This is a genomic window from Dehalococcoidia bacterium (assembly GCA_022449765.1).
In the GTDB taxonomy this organism is placed as follows: domain Bacteria; phylum Chloroflexota; class Dehalococcoidia; order Lucifugimonadales; family Australimonadaceae; genus UBA2963.
Map to the genome: position 1 here is coordinate 1 of JAKUPZ010000020.1, position 18365 is coordinate 18365.

Annotated in this window: 19 protein-coding genes; 6 read left to right on the forward strand and 13 right to left on the reverse strand. The window is 44.1% G+C overall.

Annotation, left to right across the window (positions count from 1 at the left end):
• Window positions 1–53 precede the first annotated feature (53 nt).
• The 4 genes from MK127_07760 (at window position 54) to MK127_07775 (ending at window position 3824) form a co-directional block, all read left to right on the forward strand.
• On the forward strand, window positions 54–557 hold the full coding sequence (locus MK127_07760) for a MerR family transcriptional regulator (protein ID MCH2532687.1): 504 nt from the start codon (window positions 54–56) through the stop codon (window positions 555–557).
• A gap of 12 nt (window positions 558–569) precedes the next feature.
• Window positions 570–1088 (forward strand): nucleotide exchange factor GrpE, encoded by a 519-nt coding sequence (locus tag MK127_07765; protein ID MCH2532688.1) that lies wholly within the window; start codon window positions 570–572, stop codon window positions 1086–1088.
• A gap of 40 nt (window positions 1089–1128) precedes the next feature.
• Window positions 1129–3024 (forward strand): molecular chaperone DnaK, encoded by a 1896-nt coding sequence (gene dnaK / locus MK127_07770; GenBank protein ID MCH2532689.1) that lies wholly within the window; start codon window positions 1129–1131, stop codon window positions 3022–3024.
• A 164-nt stretch (window positions 3025–3188) separates the two neighbouring features.
• Complete coding sequence (locus tag MK127_07775; protein MCH2532690.1) at window positions 3189–3824, forward strand: redox-sensing transcriptional repressor Rex; 636 nt, start codon at window positions 3189–3191, stop codon at window positions 3822–3824.
• 18 nt (window positions 3825–3842) lie between these two features.
• Here MK127_07775 and atpC read toward each other — a convergent pair whose 3' ends face one another.
• The 10 genes from atpC to MK127_07825 all read right to left on the reverse strand — a co-directional run bounded on the left by atpC (window position 3843) and on the right by MK127_07825 (window position 11346).
• A complete protein-coding gene (gene atpC / locus MK127_07780; protein ID MCH2532691.1) occupies window positions 3843–4106 on the reverse strand; it encodes an ATP synthase F1 subunit epsilon in 264 nt (87 codons plus the stop codon).
• 2 nt (window positions 4107–4108) lie between these two features.
• A complete protein-coding gene (atpD, locus tag MK127_07785; protein ID MCH2532692.1) occupies window positions 4109–5530 on the reverse strand; it encodes a F0F1 ATP synthase subunit beta in 1422 nt (473 codons plus the stop codon).
• Window positions 5531–5563: 33 nt separating this feature from the next.
• Window positions 5564–6433, reverse strand: coding sequence for an ATP synthase F1 subunit gamma (atpG, locus tag MK127_07790; GenBank protein MCH2532693.1), 870 nt, complete (start codon window positions 6431–6433; stop codon window positions 5564–5566).
• 19 nt (window positions 6434–6452) lie between these two features.
• The gene (gene atpA, locus MK127_07795; GenBank protein ID MCH2532694.1) at window positions 6453–7961 is read right to left on the reverse strand and encodes a F0F1 ATP synthase subunit alpha; all 1509 of its coding nucleotides are present in this window, start codon (window positions 7959–7961) and stop codon (window positions 6453–6455) included.
• A gap of 43 nt (window positions 7962–8004) precedes the next feature.
• Complete coding sequence (locus MK127_07800) at window positions 8005–8547, reverse strand: F0F1 ATP synthase subunit delta (protein ID MCH2532695.1); 543 nt, start codon at window positions 8545–8547, stop codon at window positions 8005–8007.
• Between the two features lie 2 nt (window positions 8548–8549).
• Window positions 8550–9089 (reverse strand): F0F1 ATP synthase subunit B, encoded by a 540-nt coding sequence (gene atpF, locus MK127_07805; GenBank protein MCH2532696.1) that lies wholly within the window; start codon window positions 9087–9089, stop codon window positions 8550–8552.
• 48 nt (window positions 9090–9137) lie between these two features.
• The gene (locus MK127_07810) at window positions 9138–9380 is read right to left on the reverse strand and encodes a hypothetical protein (protein MCH2532697.1); all 243 of its coding nucleotides are present in this window, start codon (window positions 9378–9380) and stop codon (window positions 9138–9140) included.
• A 72-nt stretch (window positions 9381–9452) separates the two neighbouring features.
• Complete coding sequence (atpB, locus tag MK127_07815) at window positions 9453–10322, reverse strand: F0F1 ATP synthase subunit A (protein MCH2532698.1); 870 nt, start codon at window positions 10320–10322, stop codon at window positions 9453–9455.
• 21 nt (window positions 10323–10343) lie between these two features.
• Entirely contained in the window at window positions 10344–10571 is a 228-nt protein-coding gene (locus MK127_07820; protein MCH2532699.1) for an AtpZ/AtpI family protein, read from the reverse strand.
• A 94-nt stretch (window positions 10572–10665) separates the two neighbouring features.
• Window positions 10666–11346, reverse strand: a complete 681-nt coding sequence (locus MK127_07825; GenBank protein ID MCH2532700.1) for a bifunctional nuclease family protein — start codon at window positions 11344–11346, stop codon at window positions 10666–10668.
• 192 nt (window positions 11347–11538) lie between these two features.
• Between MK127_07825 and MK127_07830 the strand changes: the two genes are divergently transcribed.
• Both MK127_07830 and MK127_07835 read left to right on the forward strand, forming a co-directional pair.
• Window positions 11539–12222, forward strand: a complete 684-nt coding sequence (locus tag MK127_07830; GenBank protein ID MCH2532701.1) for a biotin transporter BioY — start codon at window positions 11539–11541, stop codon at window positions 12220–12222.
• A 4-nt stretch (window positions 12223–12226) separates the two neighbouring features.
• Window positions 12227–12880 (forward strand): MBL fold metallo-hydrolase, encoded by a 654-nt coding sequence (locus MK127_07835; protein MCH2532702.1) that lies wholly within the window; start codon window positions 12227–12229, stop codon window positions 12878–12880.
• Between the two features lie 282 nt (window positions 12881–13162).
• On the opposite strand, the gene MK127_07840 is transcribed toward MK127_07835, so the two are convergent.
• The 3 genes from MK127_07840 to rho form a co-directional block, all read right to left on the reverse strand.
• The gene (locus MK127_07840; protein MCH2532703.1) at window positions 13163–13804 is read right to left on the reverse strand and encodes a hypothetical protein; all 642 of its coding nucleotides are present in this window, start codon (window positions 13802–13804) and stop codon (window positions 13163–13165) included.
• A 101-nt stretch (window positions 13805–13905) separates the two neighbouring features.
• Window positions 13906–16605 (reverse strand): hypothetical protein, encoded by a 2700-nt coding sequence (locus tag MK127_07845; protein MCH2532704.1) that lies wholly within the window; start codon window positions 16603–16605, stop codon window positions 13906–13908.
• Between the two features lie 422 nt (window positions 16606–17027).
• On the reverse strand, window positions 17028–18317 hold the full coding sequence (rho, locus tag MK127_07850) for a transcription termination factor Rho (GenBank protein ID MCH2532705.1): 1290 nt from the start codon (window positions 18315–18317) through the stop codon (window positions 17028–17030).
• Window positions 18318–18365 lie beyond the last annotated feature (48 nt).

Genomic DNA, 18365 nt, shown 5'->3' on the forward strand with positions numbered 1-18365 from the left:
TACTTGGCGCGACGACCGCAGGAGCAGAAAAGGCGAAGTGATAAGGTCCTGTAATGGCAAATAATTCAGGGAATATATCTGTAGAAAAACAGCAATCTCTCAGGGCTAGCACAGAAGTAAAAAAAGCGTTGGAGCAAGTCAATTCGCTAAGCAGTAAAACTTCACTTAAACCTTCGGAAACACCTGTTCATTACACCGAATCAAGTCATAGCCCACAAGGCGAACTAGACGGTTTGTATATTATCAGTGTAGCCGCGCGAATATTGCGTATGCACCCTCAGACTTTAAGAAAATATGAAAAAGTAGGCCTAGTTCGCCCTTCTAGGACCATTGGGATGCTCAGGCTTTACTCTGAATACGATATTCAAAAATTAAGATTGATTAAGCATTTGATTAGTGAAATGAAGCTCAATCTAGCGGGCGTTGAATTAGCCCTTGCAGTTTTCGACAGATTGAATAACAAACTAGCTCACGAAAAAGCCCCTGCTCAAGCAAATAGCAAAGATTTTGAGCAGGCAAAAAAAGACATTTTCGAAATTGTTTTTGGCATAAAATAATCCCTTACTATAATGAGTACAAATATGAACCCTGAAGACGAAAAGAACTCTAACCTTGAAGAAATAATGGAAAACCCGCTAGCTATAGCTGAGCATGAGCGCGATCAGATGAAAGCCCTTGCACAAAGAACTCAAGCTGATTTTGTAAATTATAAGCGAAGAATGGAAGAAGAACGCCAATTAATCTCGCAAGTCTCAGCCGGGCGGGTGATAGTACGAATTTTATCTATAGTAGATGACCTAGGAAGGGCAATTGACCTTGTTCCTCAAGCAGATAACGGCGAATGGCTTGATGGGATTAATCTAATCCTACAAAACCTTGAATCATTAATAGCTGCGGAGGGTTTTGAAAAATTTGTTCCTCTGCCAGGTGAAGCTTTTGATCCAGGGAAACACGAAGCAATTCACTACCTTGAGAGCAAAGAACAGCCTCATGGCTGCGTAATAAATACATTCAGGGCCGGCTATATCGCTGGGGAGCGAGTCCTGAGACCAGCGCAAGTAATTGTAGCTAATGATTCAAGTAAATAATTAAAACTGTAAACAATAGAGATGAAGGAAGAGGTACATAATGGCGAAGGTAATAGGAATTGACCTAGGGACAACCAACTCTGCAGTAGCGGTAATGGAGGCAGGAGAACCTACAGTACTAGAAAATTCGGAGGGTGGTAGAACTACCCCCTCTGTAGTGGCAGTAAACCCAAAAAGCGGAGAGCAATATGTGGGGATGGTTGCTAAGCGTCAGGCAGTGACCAACCCAGAGAATACGTTGTACTCAGTCAAGAGACTTATTGGAAGAAAATACAACGAAATTGAATCTGAAAAGAAAACCCTTAGCTATGAAACTAAGTCGGGTAAATCAGGAGACGTTTTAGTAACAATGTCTAACCGTGATTACACTCCTCCTGAAATTTCTGCCAAAGTTTTACAAAAGTTAAAAGCAGATGCGGAAACAAAGCTTGGAGAATCAATAGGACAGGCTGTAATTACGGTTCCTGCTTATTTCAATGATAGTCAACGGCAGGCAACAAAAGATGCGGGTGAAATTGCGGGCTTAGAAGTCCTACGGATTATCAATGAACCTACTGCTGCTTCCTTGGCATATGGCTTAGATAAGCACGACGATGAAGTAATTGCAGTATTCGATCTGGGTGGAGGGACTTTTGATATTTCTATACTGCATATTGGTGAAGGAGTCTTTGAAGTCAAATCTACAAATGGGGATACGCATCTAGGAGGCGATGATTTTGATCAAAAAATCATTGAATGGCTAGCAGATGAATTTAAAAAGGATCAAGGAATTGATCTTAGGGATGACAGGATGGCGCTCCAGAGGTTAAAAGAGGCCGCAGAAAGAGCAAAAATTGAGCTCTCAACACTGCAACAAGCTGAGATCAATTTGCCCTTTATCACTGCTGATGCGTCTGGACCAAAGCACCTTACAACCAATCTTTCGCGTGCCAAGCTCGAACAATTGTGCGCCGATCTAGTAAAAAGAACTGTCGGTCCATGCCAGCAGGCATTAAAAGATGCAGGCTTGGCAACGTCTGATGTCGCAGAGGTAGTTCTTGTTGGGGGAATGACAAGAATGCCAGCGGTAATCGAAAAAGCAAAAGAACTTTTCGGAAAAGACCCTAATAAAGGAGTCAATCCTGACGAAGTTGTTGCGGTAGGTGCCGCTATTCAAGCTGGGGTGCTTCAAGGAGACGTCAAAGACGTGCTCCTCCTTGACGTAACCCCCTTAACTTTAGGGATTGAAACATTGGGCGGAGTTGCAACACCTTTGATTAAACGCAATACCACCATTCCCACATCTCATACAGAGGTTTTTTCTACAGCAGCTGATGGTCAAACAGCCGTCAGTATCCGAGTACTACAGGGAGAAAGGACAATGGCTGAAGAAAATAAAACCCAAGGTCAATTTGACCTCGACGGAATCGCCCCTGCTCCTAGAGGTGTCCCTCAAATTGATGTAACTTTTGACATCGATGCCAATGGAATACTTAACGTCTCAGCAAAAGATAAAGCCACAGGTAAAGAGCAAAGCATCACCATAACTGCAAGTTCTGGACTCGCGAGAGAAGAAATCGACCAGTTAGTTAAAGAAGCTGAAGAGCATGCCGAAGAAGATGCTTTACGGCGCGAACTAATTGAAGCACGCAATCTTGCGGATAATAGTGTTTATCAGGCTGAAAAAATGATGTCTGAGCACGGTGAGAAAGTATCAGAGGACATAAAAACTGAAATAGAAACCAAAATTGCTGAATTAAAGGCAGTTCTCGCTAATGAAACTTCAGACTCGCAGACTCTACGGTCTTCAGCTGAAGACCTCGCTCATTCATTGCAAAAAATAGGCGAAGCCATGTACTCTCAATCAGCAGAAGACCCCATAGAAACCGATCCTGTTAACGATAATGAAGGAGCAGATGATGAGGGTACAGTTGATGGAGAATATAGAGAGGTATAAGAAGAAAAATGCCAGAATCATTTTCTACTCTGGCAACATGATCTAATTCAATAGTGCCTTCTCAAAAACAATATTCCCTATTGTGTAGAGATATGTAGTTGCCCTCATGCCTAACTATCATTACCATCATTTTCGTATCTATTGTTCGTCCTCTTAGGGCAATTATGTCAAACATAAGAATTGAAGTTCCTGAAGTCGTAGTTGAACGTTTACCTCAATATTTACGAGCGTTATCGAATCTTTCTGAGTCCCGTATAGAAGTTATAAATTCGCAAGAATTAGGAGATCTTCTCCAGGTCACACCTGCGCAAATCCGCAAAGATTTTAGTTATTTTGGCAAGTTTGGAAAGCAGGGTAGTGGCTACGATATAAAACATCTACTAAAGCAACTACGACAGATCTTGGGACTACATAAATCATGGAACGTTGCAGTGGTTGGTGTAGGTAGATTGGGCAGATCGATCATAAGTTACCCAGGATTTCAGCCCCAAGGGTTCCGTGTGGTATGTGCATTTGAGTCAAACACTAAATTAATTGGGCAGGTTGCTGGAGGGTTGCTTGTGCATGACTTTGCTAATTTCAAAGAAGTTGCACAGTCAGAGATGGTAAAGATTGCAATCGTTGCAGTACCAGCTAATGCAGCACAGGATGTAATCGACCAACTAGTAGAATCCGATATCCGTGCAATTCTAAACTATGCTCCGAAGCCAGCTATTGTTCCACCAAACGTAAAAATTAGAAACGTCGACCCTGTCATATCTTTGCAGTCAATGACCTACTATTTGAACGAACAGGACTAGAGATTCTTAGGCCCTTACTCATTCAGTTGCAGTAACTTCTATTAATGCGGCAACATGATCAGCTTGAACGTCCAAAAATCCACTATTTATATAAAGCTTTTGTACATCTGAGCCAGTTCCAGTTGTGCGGTAACGTAATTCGCCTGCCTGCAATACTGTTATTAATGTTGCATGCTTGGGCAAAATTCCTAATTGACCATCAATACCCGGAGCTACTAGGGATTCGACTTCTCCCTCAAATATAATTTTTTCTGCAGCAATAATCTCTAATCGAAGAGCCATAGTTAACCCCGAGCTCCCGCATTAGCTTTCTGTCGTTCTTCATGCCTCTGTAGAACTTCATCAATGCCACCGACCATATTGAAGTCTTGTACAGCAATATGATCATGTTTGCCAGCAAGGATTTCACTAAACCCTCGTACAGTTTCTGCGATGGAAACGTATCGACCATCAATACCCGTGAACTGCTCAGCAACGTGAAAAGGCTGCGATAGAAACTGCTCGATTCTTTGAGCTCTTCCGACAGTTATTTTGTCATCCTCTGAGAGTTCTTCCATTCCAAGAATCGCAATAATATCTTGAAGGTCTTTATACTTCTGTAGGACTTCTTGAACACCACGAGCAGTATCGTAATGCTCTTGCCCAATAATTAGTGGATCTAAAATCCTTGAAGAGGATGTTAAGGGATCAACCGCAGGGTAAAGCCCTTTTGCAGCAATAGCTCGTTCCAATGAAATAACAGCATCTAAATGACCAAAGCTAGTCGCAACTCCGGGGTCTGTATAATCGTCTGCGGGAACATATATTGCTTGGAATGAGGTTATTGATCCTTTATTTGTAGATGTAATTCGCTCCTGTAAATCACCCATTTCTGTGCTCAAAGTCGGTTGATACCCTACAGCCGATGGCATCCGCCCAAGTAAAGCAGAGACTTCCATACCTGCCAGAATATATCGATATAGATTATCCACAAAAAGCAGAACATCTTGGTTCATTGTGTCACGAAAATACTCAGCCATAGTGAGTCCCGTCATAGCGATACGAAGGCGAACACCAGGAGGCTCATTCATTTGACCAAAAACCAGTACTGTACTGTTCAGTACTCCAGACTCATGCATTTCGTTCCAAAGGTCATTCCCTTCACGGGAACGCTCACCTACCCCTGCAAAAACTGAATACCCACTATGCTCTTCAGCAATATTACGAATCAATTCTTGAATGATCACGGTCTTTCCTACTCCAGCGCCTCCGTATGCACCAACTTTTCCACCTTTGGTAAATGGTGCGATAAGATCCAATGCCTTCACTCCGGTCTCAAGAACCTCAGTTGTCATACTTTGCTCTTCGTATGAAGGAGGGGCCCTATGTATAGACCAATGATCTTTAGAATCTACGGGGCCCAATCCATCCAAAGGTTCACCAACCACATTGAATAGACGCCCTAAACTGGGTTCTCCAACAGGAACAGAAATAGCAGAGCCTGTATCTCTTACGGCAGCCCCCCGAGTCAGTCCTTCGGTCGGCCCTAAAGCCAAGCAACGGACCCAGCTGTTTCCTACTTGCTGTTCTACCTCAAGCACTAATTTTTCACCATTAGATTCTAGCTCGAGAGCGTTATATATCCCAGGAAGATTTTCAGGAGGGAACTCTACATCTACCACCGTTCCGATTACCTGTACTACCCTACCTTCCGATTGTTCTGCCATTTCTATCTTCTCCTTAACTGATAAACGCTCGTTCTAAGCTTCTAGCGCAGCCACACCACCAACCAGATCAAGCAACTCTGCTGTAATCATTGCCTGGCGGGCTTTATTTAATTCCAAAGTAAGTGACTCAACCATTTCTTCAGCCGCATCTGTAGCATTGCGCATTGCTACCATCCGCGCAGACTGCTCACTTGCATTACTTTCTAAAACTGCTTGGAATACTTGTGCATCCAAAAATTTAGGTAGCAACATGTTAAGAACCGTAGAAGCATCCGGCTCATACTCATAGCTCGATACACTCGCCGTAGAGTCAAGGTCAGTCGAAATAATTGGTAGCAACTGAATCACGACAGGCTCCTGCACGAGAGTGTTAATGTATCTTGTATAGGCAAGGTGAACACTGTCTATTTCCTCACGTGAATACAATTCCGCAATGATTGCAGTTATTTCAGTGCAATCAGCCATTTGAGGACGATCACCAAAACCTGCAAAATGCTGAATGATTTCATGTCCAGCGCGAACCATAAAATCATTCCCTTTTTTCCCAACAGTCAATAATGAGATCGGGGAATTTTGTGACGCAATAAACGAACTAGAAGCACGATTAATGTTAGAAGGTAGCCCTCCCGCAAGCCCACGATCAGGTGTAATTTCAACCAGCAAACCTTTTTTTATATCTCGTCTTGCAAGAAGGTAATGCACATCATCGCTATCATCCATTGAATGAGTAGACATCAATGAAGTCAAAATCGATTGAATCTTTTGTGCATACGGCCTAGCATTAACTACTTGTTCCTGAGCGCGACGCATCTTTGACGCAGCCACCATCTGCATCGCATTTGTAACACGAGCAGTGTTCTTTACGCTCTTAATTCGTCCTCTAATTTCCCTTACACTAGCCACTGAATAATACCTATCATTCCTATTTAAATATTTTTTTAAACGACTGGATCGCTTCCTTCAAAGCGCTTTCCGCAGATTCATCTATGTCTTTTTTATCTTCAATAGACTGCAATAATTCAGTCTTGGATGTCTCTAAATAGCCAAGTAATAACGACTCAAATTCTCTAATCCTCTCAACTGGAACATCGTCCATATAACCATTCACAGCCGCATACATTGATGCGACCATCTGACCAAGGGAATTCGGCTTATATTGAGGCTGCTTAAGTAACTCCGTTAATCTCTGCCCTCGCTCCAACTGACCTCGGGTAACTGCATCCAGATCCGATGCACCAAATTGAGCGAAAGAAGCAAGTGAAGCGTACTGAGCGAGCTCCAACCTTAATCGTCCTGCAACTTTTTTAACCGCCCGCGTCTGTGCAGAACTTCCAACACGTGAAACAGATAAACCAGGGTTAACTGCTGGACGAATACCTGAATTAAATAGATCGGCCTCTAAGTAAATCTGACCATCTGTAATCGAAATTACGTTTGTTGGTATATACCCGGAAACGTCTCCTGCTTGGGTTTCAATAATCGGCAGAGCTGTCAAGGATCCACCACCATGCTCTTTATCAAGCCTTGCAGCCCTCTCAAGTAACCTACTGTGCAGATAAAACACGTCTCCAGGGTACGCTTCTCGACCAGGAGGTCTCTTAAGCAAAAGCGACATTTGGCGATATGCCCATGCATGCTTAGTGAGATCATCATAAATTATCAATGCGTCTCTACCACTTGCCATAAATTCTTCGCCAATTGCACAGCCAGAATAAGGAGCTAAATATTGCATTGGGGCTGGATCAGAAGCATTTGCAGTGACAATTACGGTGTGCTCCATCGCCCCGTGCTCTTCAAGTGTTGCTTGAATTTGAGCTACCTTACTCTGCTTTTGCCCTACCGCAACATATATACAAAGTAAATCTTGTCCCTTCTGGTTGATAATCGTATCTATCGCTATCGCAGTCTTTCCCGTGAACCTATCTCCAATTATTAATTCTCTTTGTCCACGACCGACTGGGATCATTCCGTCAATTGACTTGATACCAGTCTGCACTGGTGTGTTGACTGCTTGTCGAATTGCAACATTAGGAGCAACCACTTCAATTTCACGCGAGCCGTCTGTCTTTATTGGGCCTTTCCCATCGACAGGATTACCTAAAGCCTCCCCGACTCTCCCCAGCACCGCATCACCGACAGGTATCTGCGCCACCTGTCCGCTGGCCTTTACAAGGTCCCCTTCTTTAACATCAGTATCTGAACCCATAATGGCGGCACCAACTGCGTCTTCTTCTAGGTTGAGAGCCAAGCCAACCACTCCGCTGGGGAATGACAATAATTCTCCAAATCCTACTTGACTCAATCCATGAATTTGTGCGATACCGTCACCCACCTCAACAACTGAACCGACTTCAGTAAGAGAGGTTTCTCCTCCGAATTCTTCTATCTGCCTCTTAAGTACTGAGGCAATATCCTGTCCTCGCGTGGTCATTCTGTACCCCTCAACTACTTCCCAATCTATTTGGAAAGAATATTTATACTATCGATTCTCTAAGTAGCTTCAACTTCAATGATTCAAGTTTTGAATGCACCGAACCATCAATAATCTTATCTCCAACTCGTATCAGAATTCCGCCAATTATGTCAGGATCAATATCTTGCTCAATAATGACTTCTTTCTGAAGTGAGGACCCCAAACCATCTGATAAATGATTGACTTGCCTATCTGATAGTTTCACCGCGGTTGTTACTTTAGCGGATACTCGCCCAAGGCTACTATCAAGCAAAGACCTATATTCCCGTTCAATCTCCGGTAGAAGATTTACAGAATTTCTTGCAACCAAAAGACCAATAAAATTCACCAGCAAAGCATCAAAGTTAGATTTCAATTGATCAATAACTTCATTTTTACTCTGCTTTTTAACTCGAGGGGAAGAAAGAAAAGATTTAATCTCTTTTTTCTCAAAAGCTGACCTGAGTTCTTGGATTTCAGCTAGCCATTCTTGGTTAGCATTTTTCTCTGAAGCTAGTAAGAATAATGCTTGGGCGTACCGCCTGGCTGTAGGTCCCTTTGGCATCGTTAGATTTGCTCCTTTGTCACATTACTCTCAGAAATAACCTGATCAATTAAATCTTGCTGAGCATTTATGTCCAAAGATCTTTTCACTATTTTTTCGGCAGCCGACACGGCAAGCACGGCAAACTCTGAGCGCACGCTTTCAAGAGCTGCGTCTCGTTCCTGCTTTATCTCTTCGCGAGCTCTGTTCAGAATTTGCTCAGATTCGGCGCGCGCTTGTTCAGCTTGCTGTTCTCTATAACGTTCTGCAGCTTCCCTAGCTTCTGCAAGCACTCTTTGGCCTTCTTGCCGTCCATCGTCCAATGCTTTTTGCATAGTTTTTTGCTGTTCTTCTGATTCTTGAGCTACACGTTCCGCTTCTTCAAGGCTCTCGCGAATTCGATCTGATCGAGAGTCCAGCATTCCAATAATTCGCTTATAAGCCATGAAATACAAAATCAAGCCCAATACCGTGAAGTTGACCAAGTAAACTATCAAACTTGTCAAATCAATCCCGAGGGCCCCGATCCCTGACGCTTCTTCAAATAGAGGTGCTCCGAACACTACGACCACCTCCTTAACTTCTGAAAATAATTCATCTTTTGCCTAAATCTACGCCACGAAAATCAACAAAATAGCTGTTACTAGTCCGTAAATCCCAATTGCCTCAGTAAAAGCAAGCGCCAAAATCATATTTGGTGCAATAGCGTCACGTGCCTCAGGGTTTCTACCTAGTGCGTTCATGGCACCGCTTCCGACTATACCTAAGCCGATACCTACTCCAGCCAGGCCAAGGCCTGCCAACCCTACTGCCAAAAATTTTGCTGCATCTGCAACTTGTATCAATGTATCCATTCCAAATCCTCCTAAGTTCGGTAATTTATTGGCTGCTACACTAGAACCAACCTCGCCTCGCCACCCACAGGCCTAATGTGATTCAGCCTCCGAATCTTCTTGACTATGATCGCCATGTGTGGCGACTGCCATAACTGCAAAAACCAACGTCAATCCCATGAACACTAAGGCTTGAACCCCGCCCACAAGTATTTCGAGTCCATAAAATATAACCGGGGTAATGATAATTGTAAGGAAAGTCATCATGAACAAAACAATTTCGCCTGCAAGCATGTTCCCGAAAAGTCGGAAGGTGAAACTCACAAGCCTAATAAAATGACTGATCAATTCGATCAATCCAATAAACATCTGGATAGGATTCCCTATACGTATGAATTCTTTCAAATAACCCAGTCCATGAACCCTAAATCCCCAGATTTCGATGAATATAAAAGCAATAACCGCAAGTGCTAAGGGCATATTGATATCTGTTCCAGCACTGCGGAACAGATGAGTGGTAATGTGGTCAGAACCTTCTTTGGTAAAACCCACAGTAGGGTATATTGGAAGCAGCGCCATCCACGCATTAAAGGCTACAAAAATAAAGATCGTTGCAAGAAGAGGGAACCATTTCCTAGCATATTTTTCACCAGCGACGCCTTTTACAAAACCAAACAAGGCTTCAATCAAAAATTCTAATAATCCCTGAAGACGACCTGGGACAAAGCTCATTTTACGAGTGCCCAATCCGAAGAGTAAAAGAATGACGAAAGTGGTCAGCCACGCAGACAGCAGGGTATTGGTTACCACAAAACCACCAATCGTAAACACTTCCTGAGGAGCTAAGTGAACCTCTGGGACAGGAACGAAATAATCGTTCCCTAATAAAGCGGATCCGATTGCACCTAGGAGGATCCCTACTATGGCAAGTACAAGAGCAAGTACTACTACCAGCTTAACCACTTATTGCTATGCCCCCTATTTTCATTTGGCGTTTTTCTCGCTTTTAAGAAAGATCGAAGTCATTCTGTAAGCACCATAAAACGCAACAATTAATCCAGTTAACAAACCTATTAAAAGTAATATCGGTGTCGTACTGAATCTCTCATCAAGCCAAAGTCCCAACAGGGTTGGCGCAATGATCGCGGTAGCGATATACCACCCTAAACCAATAAACTGACCTGCTGTGACCATCCATGGGCGCGTTCTCATCGGTTCACCCAACGGCACGTGAATCTTATCACTATCACTCTCATCCCTGCAAAAAAATCAAATTTTATCCGGTCAGCAATACCTCAACTATCTATTATGAATCAGATTTTTCTCCTAGATCTTCTAATCCTGGCAGATCTTGAAGGAAATCTGAGAATGCAGACATTTTTTGAATCTCTTCTTCGGTAATCTTTTTTGATAGAGGCATAGTATTTTTTATATCAGGCGAAAACTCGCCTGAATCTTCCCCAGAAATTGCATTACCCATGGAAATTGCAGCCTTCTCAAGAACATTTTCCTGAACGAATATCGGTATGCATGCATTAATCCCGCGAGAGTTGTCGTTATTTGAATCTTCAATCATAGATTGAGCCTCATGTATAGAAGCAACCCAGTGCTCTTCACCGTTGCTGCCTAGGACTGTATACCCACCTCTAACAGCAATAGCCATCGCATCACTAGGCCTACAGTCTATTTCTTTGAAAGTGCCGTCAGGCAGTTTTACACTTAAATGAGCGTAGAATGTGTCGTTCGTTAATTCAGAAACTACAACCCGTTCTATATTTGCACCAAGTGCACTCACAATCGAGCTAAGTAGATCATGTGTTAGCGGCCTAGCTACTGAAACATCTTGAAGCTTTATAGCAATTGAATCAGCTTCAGGTGAGCCAATCCAAATAGGCAGGTATCTATCTGCATCTTTTTCTTTGAGAATTACCACTCGCTGGTAATTCATAAGGCTGACACGGATGCTATCAATCAGCATCTCTTGCATAGCAATCCCCCTACTATCCTTCATCCCAATTCTAGGGAGACCTTTAACTGAGGTCAATCAAATGATTTTTCCGCAGAAAACCATAGTCTTCGATAATTCATATTCCCTTAAAATGGTGATCTATTTTAGGGGTATTTATACCTAATATAATTTATAATTTTTAAGGTTTATCTAATCTTCAAGGTTTATCTTATGCAAGCAACTCAGCGAACTCATACACTAGTTGACACTTTTATACCCGGTCAGGGCATATTGCGTGCGGTTCTACTCGTTGTTGGCTTTTCCTTTCTAGTAGCGCTCTTTGCGCAGATTTCCATAAAATTACCTTTTACTACTGTTCCCATTACAGGTCAGACGCTAGCGGTATTACTTGCTGGAGGTGCATTGGGTTCTAAAAAAGGAGCCACCAGTTTAGGCCTCTACGCATTGTGGGGAACAATAGGAATCCCTGTTTATGCTCCATCACAAACTGCAGAGACAATTCACTTTATTTTGCCATGGTCAGGAACTGCTGACCCTTTCTGGTTACTCACTAGTGGCGGATACATAATAGGGTTCATCTTAGCTGCGTATATCGTCGGCTATTTCGCAGAGCGAGGCTGGGATCGGGCCTGGAATGTTACTGTGGCAATGCTACTTGGAAATGTTGCCATTTACTTGCCAGGATTGCTTTGGCTAGGCTATCTGATTTCATCAGGGTCACTTGATGCACAATTAGGATTTAAACTTGCAGAAGTAATTCCTGGTAGCTCGAGTTTTGAAAAGACTCTGGTCGGTGGTTTCTATCCTTTCGTAGTTGGAGATTTGCTGAAGCTATATCTAGCTTCAATTTGCCTTCCAGGAGCATGGATAATCCTTGGGAAAAAGAGGAATTAGTTAAGTGGAAATAACTTGGATTGGACATGCATCATTAAGGATACGCTCTGGTAATAAATCATTAATAAGTGACCCTTTTCCGCCTTCTCTAGGATTAAATTACCCTCCTGCAGTCTCGCAATCTGACGTATTGACCTTAAGCAGTTCGGATGCTTTGCATTCAGCTCACGAGGTAATTAATGGCAAACCTGTAGTACTTGAAGGGCCTGGGGAATATGAAGCCTCAGGGATGCATATTCGCGGAATAAGAACTACACGCCGGACTCCAGAAAACGAACCCCAACTATGGAATACAATTTATGTGATAGAGACTGAAGGCTTAGTTGTGTGCCATCTCGGTAATCCCGATATATTGCTAACCAATAAAGAAATAGATGATCTAGGCTCGACCGATATCCTAATCCTCCCTGTAGGAAGTGATTCAGGAATATCAGCTGGTGATTGCGTAGAAATAATTAATAGTGCATCACCTAAAGTAATTATTCCCATGCTGTATGCCCATAGTGGAAATAAAAGCGCCGCAAGGCCAATAGATCCATTTATCCAAGAATACGGAGGAAAGCTTCCTGAGAGCCAGGCACGTTATTCAATCACGAAAAACAATCTACCCGAGGAAGCAACTCTGGTTATTCTAGAACCATCCGGTACTCTCCTTTAATCTTCTTCTATTTTTTATCAGCTACTAAAATAGGTACCCCTACGTCATTACCATTCGTTGGGCCTTACTGAAGTTCTCTAGCCAAATCATTGGACGTAAAATACTGAACGCCTAAAACCCCAAGCAAACAAAACAGAATTCATAAGGAAGATCCCTAGCAAAGGATTCCAGGAGCAATGTCGAGGCTGTAATGCCAAAGGGCAACAAAATTGATCCCTGAAAGCGCGCTAAGGAGCTAAATGCAGAATAGTTGATCTTACCCCGTCAATATATGAAAAATAATCACGTATTTGATCGGACCCTGATGATCCCATATACCGTAAGTAGCAGAATGACAAAGACGCCCGCAATAACAATATAAAAAAAGAATGAGTTATAAAATGGGGTATTGGCTGAGTCGGTGGTAGTCACCGGAATAGGTGTAGGGCTCGCAGAGACGGGCAAAGACTCAGTCGTAGGTGTTGGAGTCATTCCTGAAGCTGGCAATGGCGTAGGTGTCGGCACAAGCATCAAAGTGAAAGGAGTAGGCGTAGGTAACACCAAGGGCAGATCCCCGAAATATAGATCAATAGGGCTGATGCTAGGTGTTCCTTGTAAAGGGAATGGAAAAGTTAACTGGGCAATACGGCTACTGTTCAAATGAAATGAAACAGGCTTACCTACATAGTCGTAGCTAGGAGGGCCAGCTAAGAGGCAGGTATCAGCGCATTTAAAACTACCGTCTTGGACAACAACAGGACGGCTCTCCCAATCATCGATCCTAACAGTAATTGAACCTTCAGCTAAAAGCTCGCCATCATAATATGCAGTACCTTCGAAAAGCATAGGCCATGGAGGCATTTGCTCAGCAGCAAGTGCAGAGGTAGTAATGGTTGCAAAGAGCAAAAGGGTTGTGCAGAAGGCGAATATTTTAATAGTGAACATAATAAGCATCAGTAAAAATTTCAGGTTGTTAAATGGAAAGCCTCCCTCCACAGGGGGAGGGAGGCTTTTTGCTCCACTATAGGGTTACTAGATCTTTATCCCTACGGGACCAGTGTTCCAGCCTTGTTTGCCCAGACCCAGTATCCACGGGCTGTGGCAATTCTGTTATCAGCTGTACCAGAGACTGACTTCACCCAGGCGTTGCCCTGTGTGTCGAATTGGTAAGCAACTGACCAGTCAATGCTAGAGAAGTATGTACTTGAGTCACCACCATCAACCGCCGTGCTGGCTGCGTTGAGGGCAATATCTACGACACCAAGTAGGTTCCAACCTGTCGTGACAGGAACCGTTGGCAATACAGCCGCAGGATTCGCTTCAGGAATCAGAGTTGAGATAGCTGTGAAGGCTGTGGTGTTTACCCAGTAACCATAACCAGCTTCTACTTTGGTCAAAGTACCTACCCATTCACTTCCGCTCTTGGAAGCTGTGAGCCATTCACCATTCTGGTATCCGAGAACCGTCCCAGCTGGGTTTGTACCCATAACTGCGGTCAAGGTGTTGTCAGTTGGTGTGCCAGGGAAGGAAACGAGGTTCCAGCCTGGGGATAGAGGCACTTTGTATGCACTGCGCTCTAACACTTCAAATGTAAATTCTCTTGCCTTCGAGTTACCGACGGCATCCTCACCAGTGTACTTAAGTGTGTGCTCACCTAGAGCCAAACCTGAGGTAGCGAGGTTGAAGGTTTCATCGTCTACTACCGATAGTGATCCACTTACATCAACACCGTCAAGCGTGATGCTTGTGATTGTGATCTTAGCACTAGCGTCAGATTTAACCTTACTGCCATCAGACAAGGTAACTGACGAGTCACTGCCTTCGAAGAAGTACTCAGCAGACTCTGTGTATGTCAGTTTAATAAATGGCTTAGTACTCTCAGTCTCACCTGTTGATCCACCCGGAGACAATGTCTCTGTAGGTGCATTGATGTTGTCATCAATTTCACCAATCAGGTTAGCGGCAGAAAGCTTGGCCATATCAACCACTTCATCATTGTCTGGTTTACCGTCAGAGTCAGCATCGGTAAATCCAGTGGTTTTACCAATATTACTGCTGTTCTTGTCAGAACCAGAGACCGCAATACCTACCACAGCACCTGCAGCGGTAATGCCCATGTCTGAAGCGTCATACGCCTGTTCCCAGGTGTTAGTAGCACCGGATACAGCTTTGATTGAGTTGTCTGCATTTACGCTGTTGACCTCAACCTTGTCTGCGGTTGGAGTGTCAGTGTCGAATTCCATAAAGTGAACCTTAGGAGCCGACTTCAGTGTTTCATCAGATACAACTCTGACAGTGATCTTCTTCTCAGAAACTGGCCTTGAAGTACCAGCGTCACCGGTAATAGTTACCGTGAACGTTGGCGCGATACCATCAGTAGAGGTAATGTCCTGTGAAGCATTGGTGTTACCAGCTGCGTCGGAAATAGCTCCCGCGAGCATCTGGAACTCAGGCTTCGCATCACCTGCAAGATCAGCATCTAAGTGTAGGTAAACTTCAGAACCGTTTACATGAACGCTACTAATGGTAACGCCATCCATCACGAAGTCCGAAGCAGCTACGCTTGCTGCGTCAATTGCGTCTGTCGAAGCAGCACCAGTGTCTTTAAACACCAGCTTGATAGCTGCGTTGTTTGATTCTTCTTCTTCATCAGTTGCGTCCCAGCCAGTACCAGTCGTTGCAGAATCAATAGTTGGCTTCTTGGAGTCAACTGTGATCTTGTAGTTCTGGTCACCTGATGTGTCGGAATCTGAATCCGTTCGAGTAGTGTTACCCGCACGGTCAGTAGCCGTTACATAGAAGTAGTGGTCCTGTGCAGCGTGTGCACCTTGGTTGAATGAGAATGAATACCCATCCGTAACCGTAGTCCAGCCGGACGTAGCGCTTGCGCTACGATCAGTGGAACCGTCAGTTCCGTCTGTGGCTAACTGGGTGTAAACATTAATGTCTACAGCAGCACCAGAAGCAGCAGCTAACGGCTCTGCAGTGGTTATTCCATCTGCGTCGTCGTCACTATTACCGTCCTGTCCTGGGTCTTCATTGTCACCTCTAAGACCAGAAGCAGAGTCAGTTACGATCGCGGCATATGTAACCGTGGTCGATTTCTGAATTGCTTTGTTCGAAGGCGTGATTGAGGTGATATCTGGTCCCTCAGCATCAACTGTCAAGCTAATGACAGTACCTTCGGAGTCCGTGACATCAATTCGCTGCCCATCAGTTGCAGTAATTTCATCACGACCCGCACTGGCACCGGATGCAACAACACGAAATGCAGCTTGGTGCACCCCGTCTGCCGCAGGCGTCGCGGCTACCAGCGACAGAGTAAGTGTAGTTCCGCTAGTAGCGTTCTTCACATCTACTGTCTGTGCCGCACCGCCAGTACCTGCCTTTTTAAAGGTTACTAGCACGTAGTCGAACGCAGTAGTTGAGTTACCAACATAAAGCGTTGTCCCTACTTTAGTGTCCTCTGGGTCAACAGTTGACACATCAATAAGAATAGCCTGGTTGGCATCTATCGTGCCGTCAGGCGCGATGTCAGTTATGTTGCCAAATACAGCAGCATTCAACCGTGGGCTAGTCCCAATATTCGTCTCACCATCAGCGGCGAGAACGGGCAAGATGATGAGCAGCGAGAAAGCTGCTGCCATCAACGTCCCTATTAGCGATACCTTACTAAATCTCACATCTACCCCCTTGTGGAGCCTTACGTTATTAGGGTCTCTAAGAACAGGGCGGTTCTTATTCATATTTTTCGCCATTCCTTTTTACAGGTCTGGCATCCCCTCATCCCAGGCGCCCATTATATAAAACGGGACAGTCGGAAGCCATAGCAACCCACTTACCCCTAGGACCGAGTGAATTTTTACCATCTCAACGGCCCAACTGTCAACTAACAAACTAGCAATTGACAAGCAATTTCTTGCAGATCAATTATATGCGAAATCCCAATATTCTGCATCATATGCAGAATTACTAGAATAACTGCGTATCTTCAATACCCTAAACCGACTCGTCAGTCGGAAAGACTACTAGAGATACTAGACGACTATATGACCGATACGAAACCAAGTCAATCAGTTTGCCCAAGCTTATTTTACTTGATTTTTTGTTCGTCGTCTCGTTACTTTATGCTTAATTTTGCCAACTAAATTCTTCCAATACCACAATGTTAAATATCTCTTGTGAGAGTATTAAGGAATTCTGCATTGTTTTTCGTTTGGCTCATTCTTTCTATAACTCTCTCAGTTGCCTCTGACGGATTCATCGCGTCAGTGGCTATCATGCTGCTCATTCGCCTCAGCAAATATACCTGGCGTAATGTAAGTTCATCGAGTAGCAATTCTTCGCGTCGTGTTCCACTCCGCTGAATATCTATTGAAGGGAAAGTCCTTCGCTCAGCAAGTCGTCGATCCAGGTGCAATTCCATATTCCCTGTCCCTTTGAATTCCTCGTAAATCACGTCGTCCATTCGGCTACCTGTTTCTACTAGGCATGCGGCCAATATAGTCAAACTGCCACCTTCTTCAGTATTTCGAGCCGCACCAAAAAAGCGTTTGGGAGGGTAAAGTGCAACTGGGTCAATCCCACCGGACAGCGTTCGACCACTCGATGGCACTGCAACGTTGTACGCACGTGTAAGCCGAGTAATGGAATCAAGCAAAATGACAACATCCCTACCAGTTTCTACTAACCGCCTGGCACGCTCAAGGCATAACTCTGCAACTCTACAGTGATCCTCAACGGGTTCATCAAAAGTTGCGCTGTATACCTCACCTTGAATTGATCGTTTTACATCTGTTACTTCTTCTGGACGTTCGCCAATCAACGCTACCATCACATGCACATCCGAATAGTTCGCGGTAATGCCTGCAGCTATTTGCTTCAGTAGTGTCGTTTTACCAGCCTTTGGTGGGGCCACTATAAGCCCTCGTTGGCCTCGCCCCACAGGAGAAAGAATATCTAGCATTCGAGTCGCTAATTCTCCCGAAGTAGTCTCTAATTTGAGTTGCACGTCAGGCGATACAGGAGTTAAATGTTCGAAATTTTTTCTTCGCCTGGAAACCTCAGGGTCCAAGCCATTAACTGCTTCAACTCTTGTAAGACCGCGATAGCGCTCAGAATCTTTTGGTAACCTAACTTGGCCCAGTACCAAATCACCTGTCCTCAAATTGAACCGGCGAATTTGTGACTGCGAAACGTATGCGTCAGTCTGATCAGGTCTACGACCGTTATGCCTTAAAAATCCATATCCATCCGGGAGAATCTCAAGAACTCCACTTGCAAGGCTTAGCCCGCCTTCTAGTAAGTCTGGTCCAAATTTTTCTACATATCCCTGAAGAACTTCATACATGAGAGCGTCATGAGTTTTTGGCAATGGCTTGTCATTACCTAGCCCCATGTCGCCACAAATGGCAATCAATTCTTCAATAGTTTTTTGTTGCAGCTCAGCAATATTCATAGAGCCTCTGGCCTCGGATAATTAACGGATGGACAACTCATATTTCTC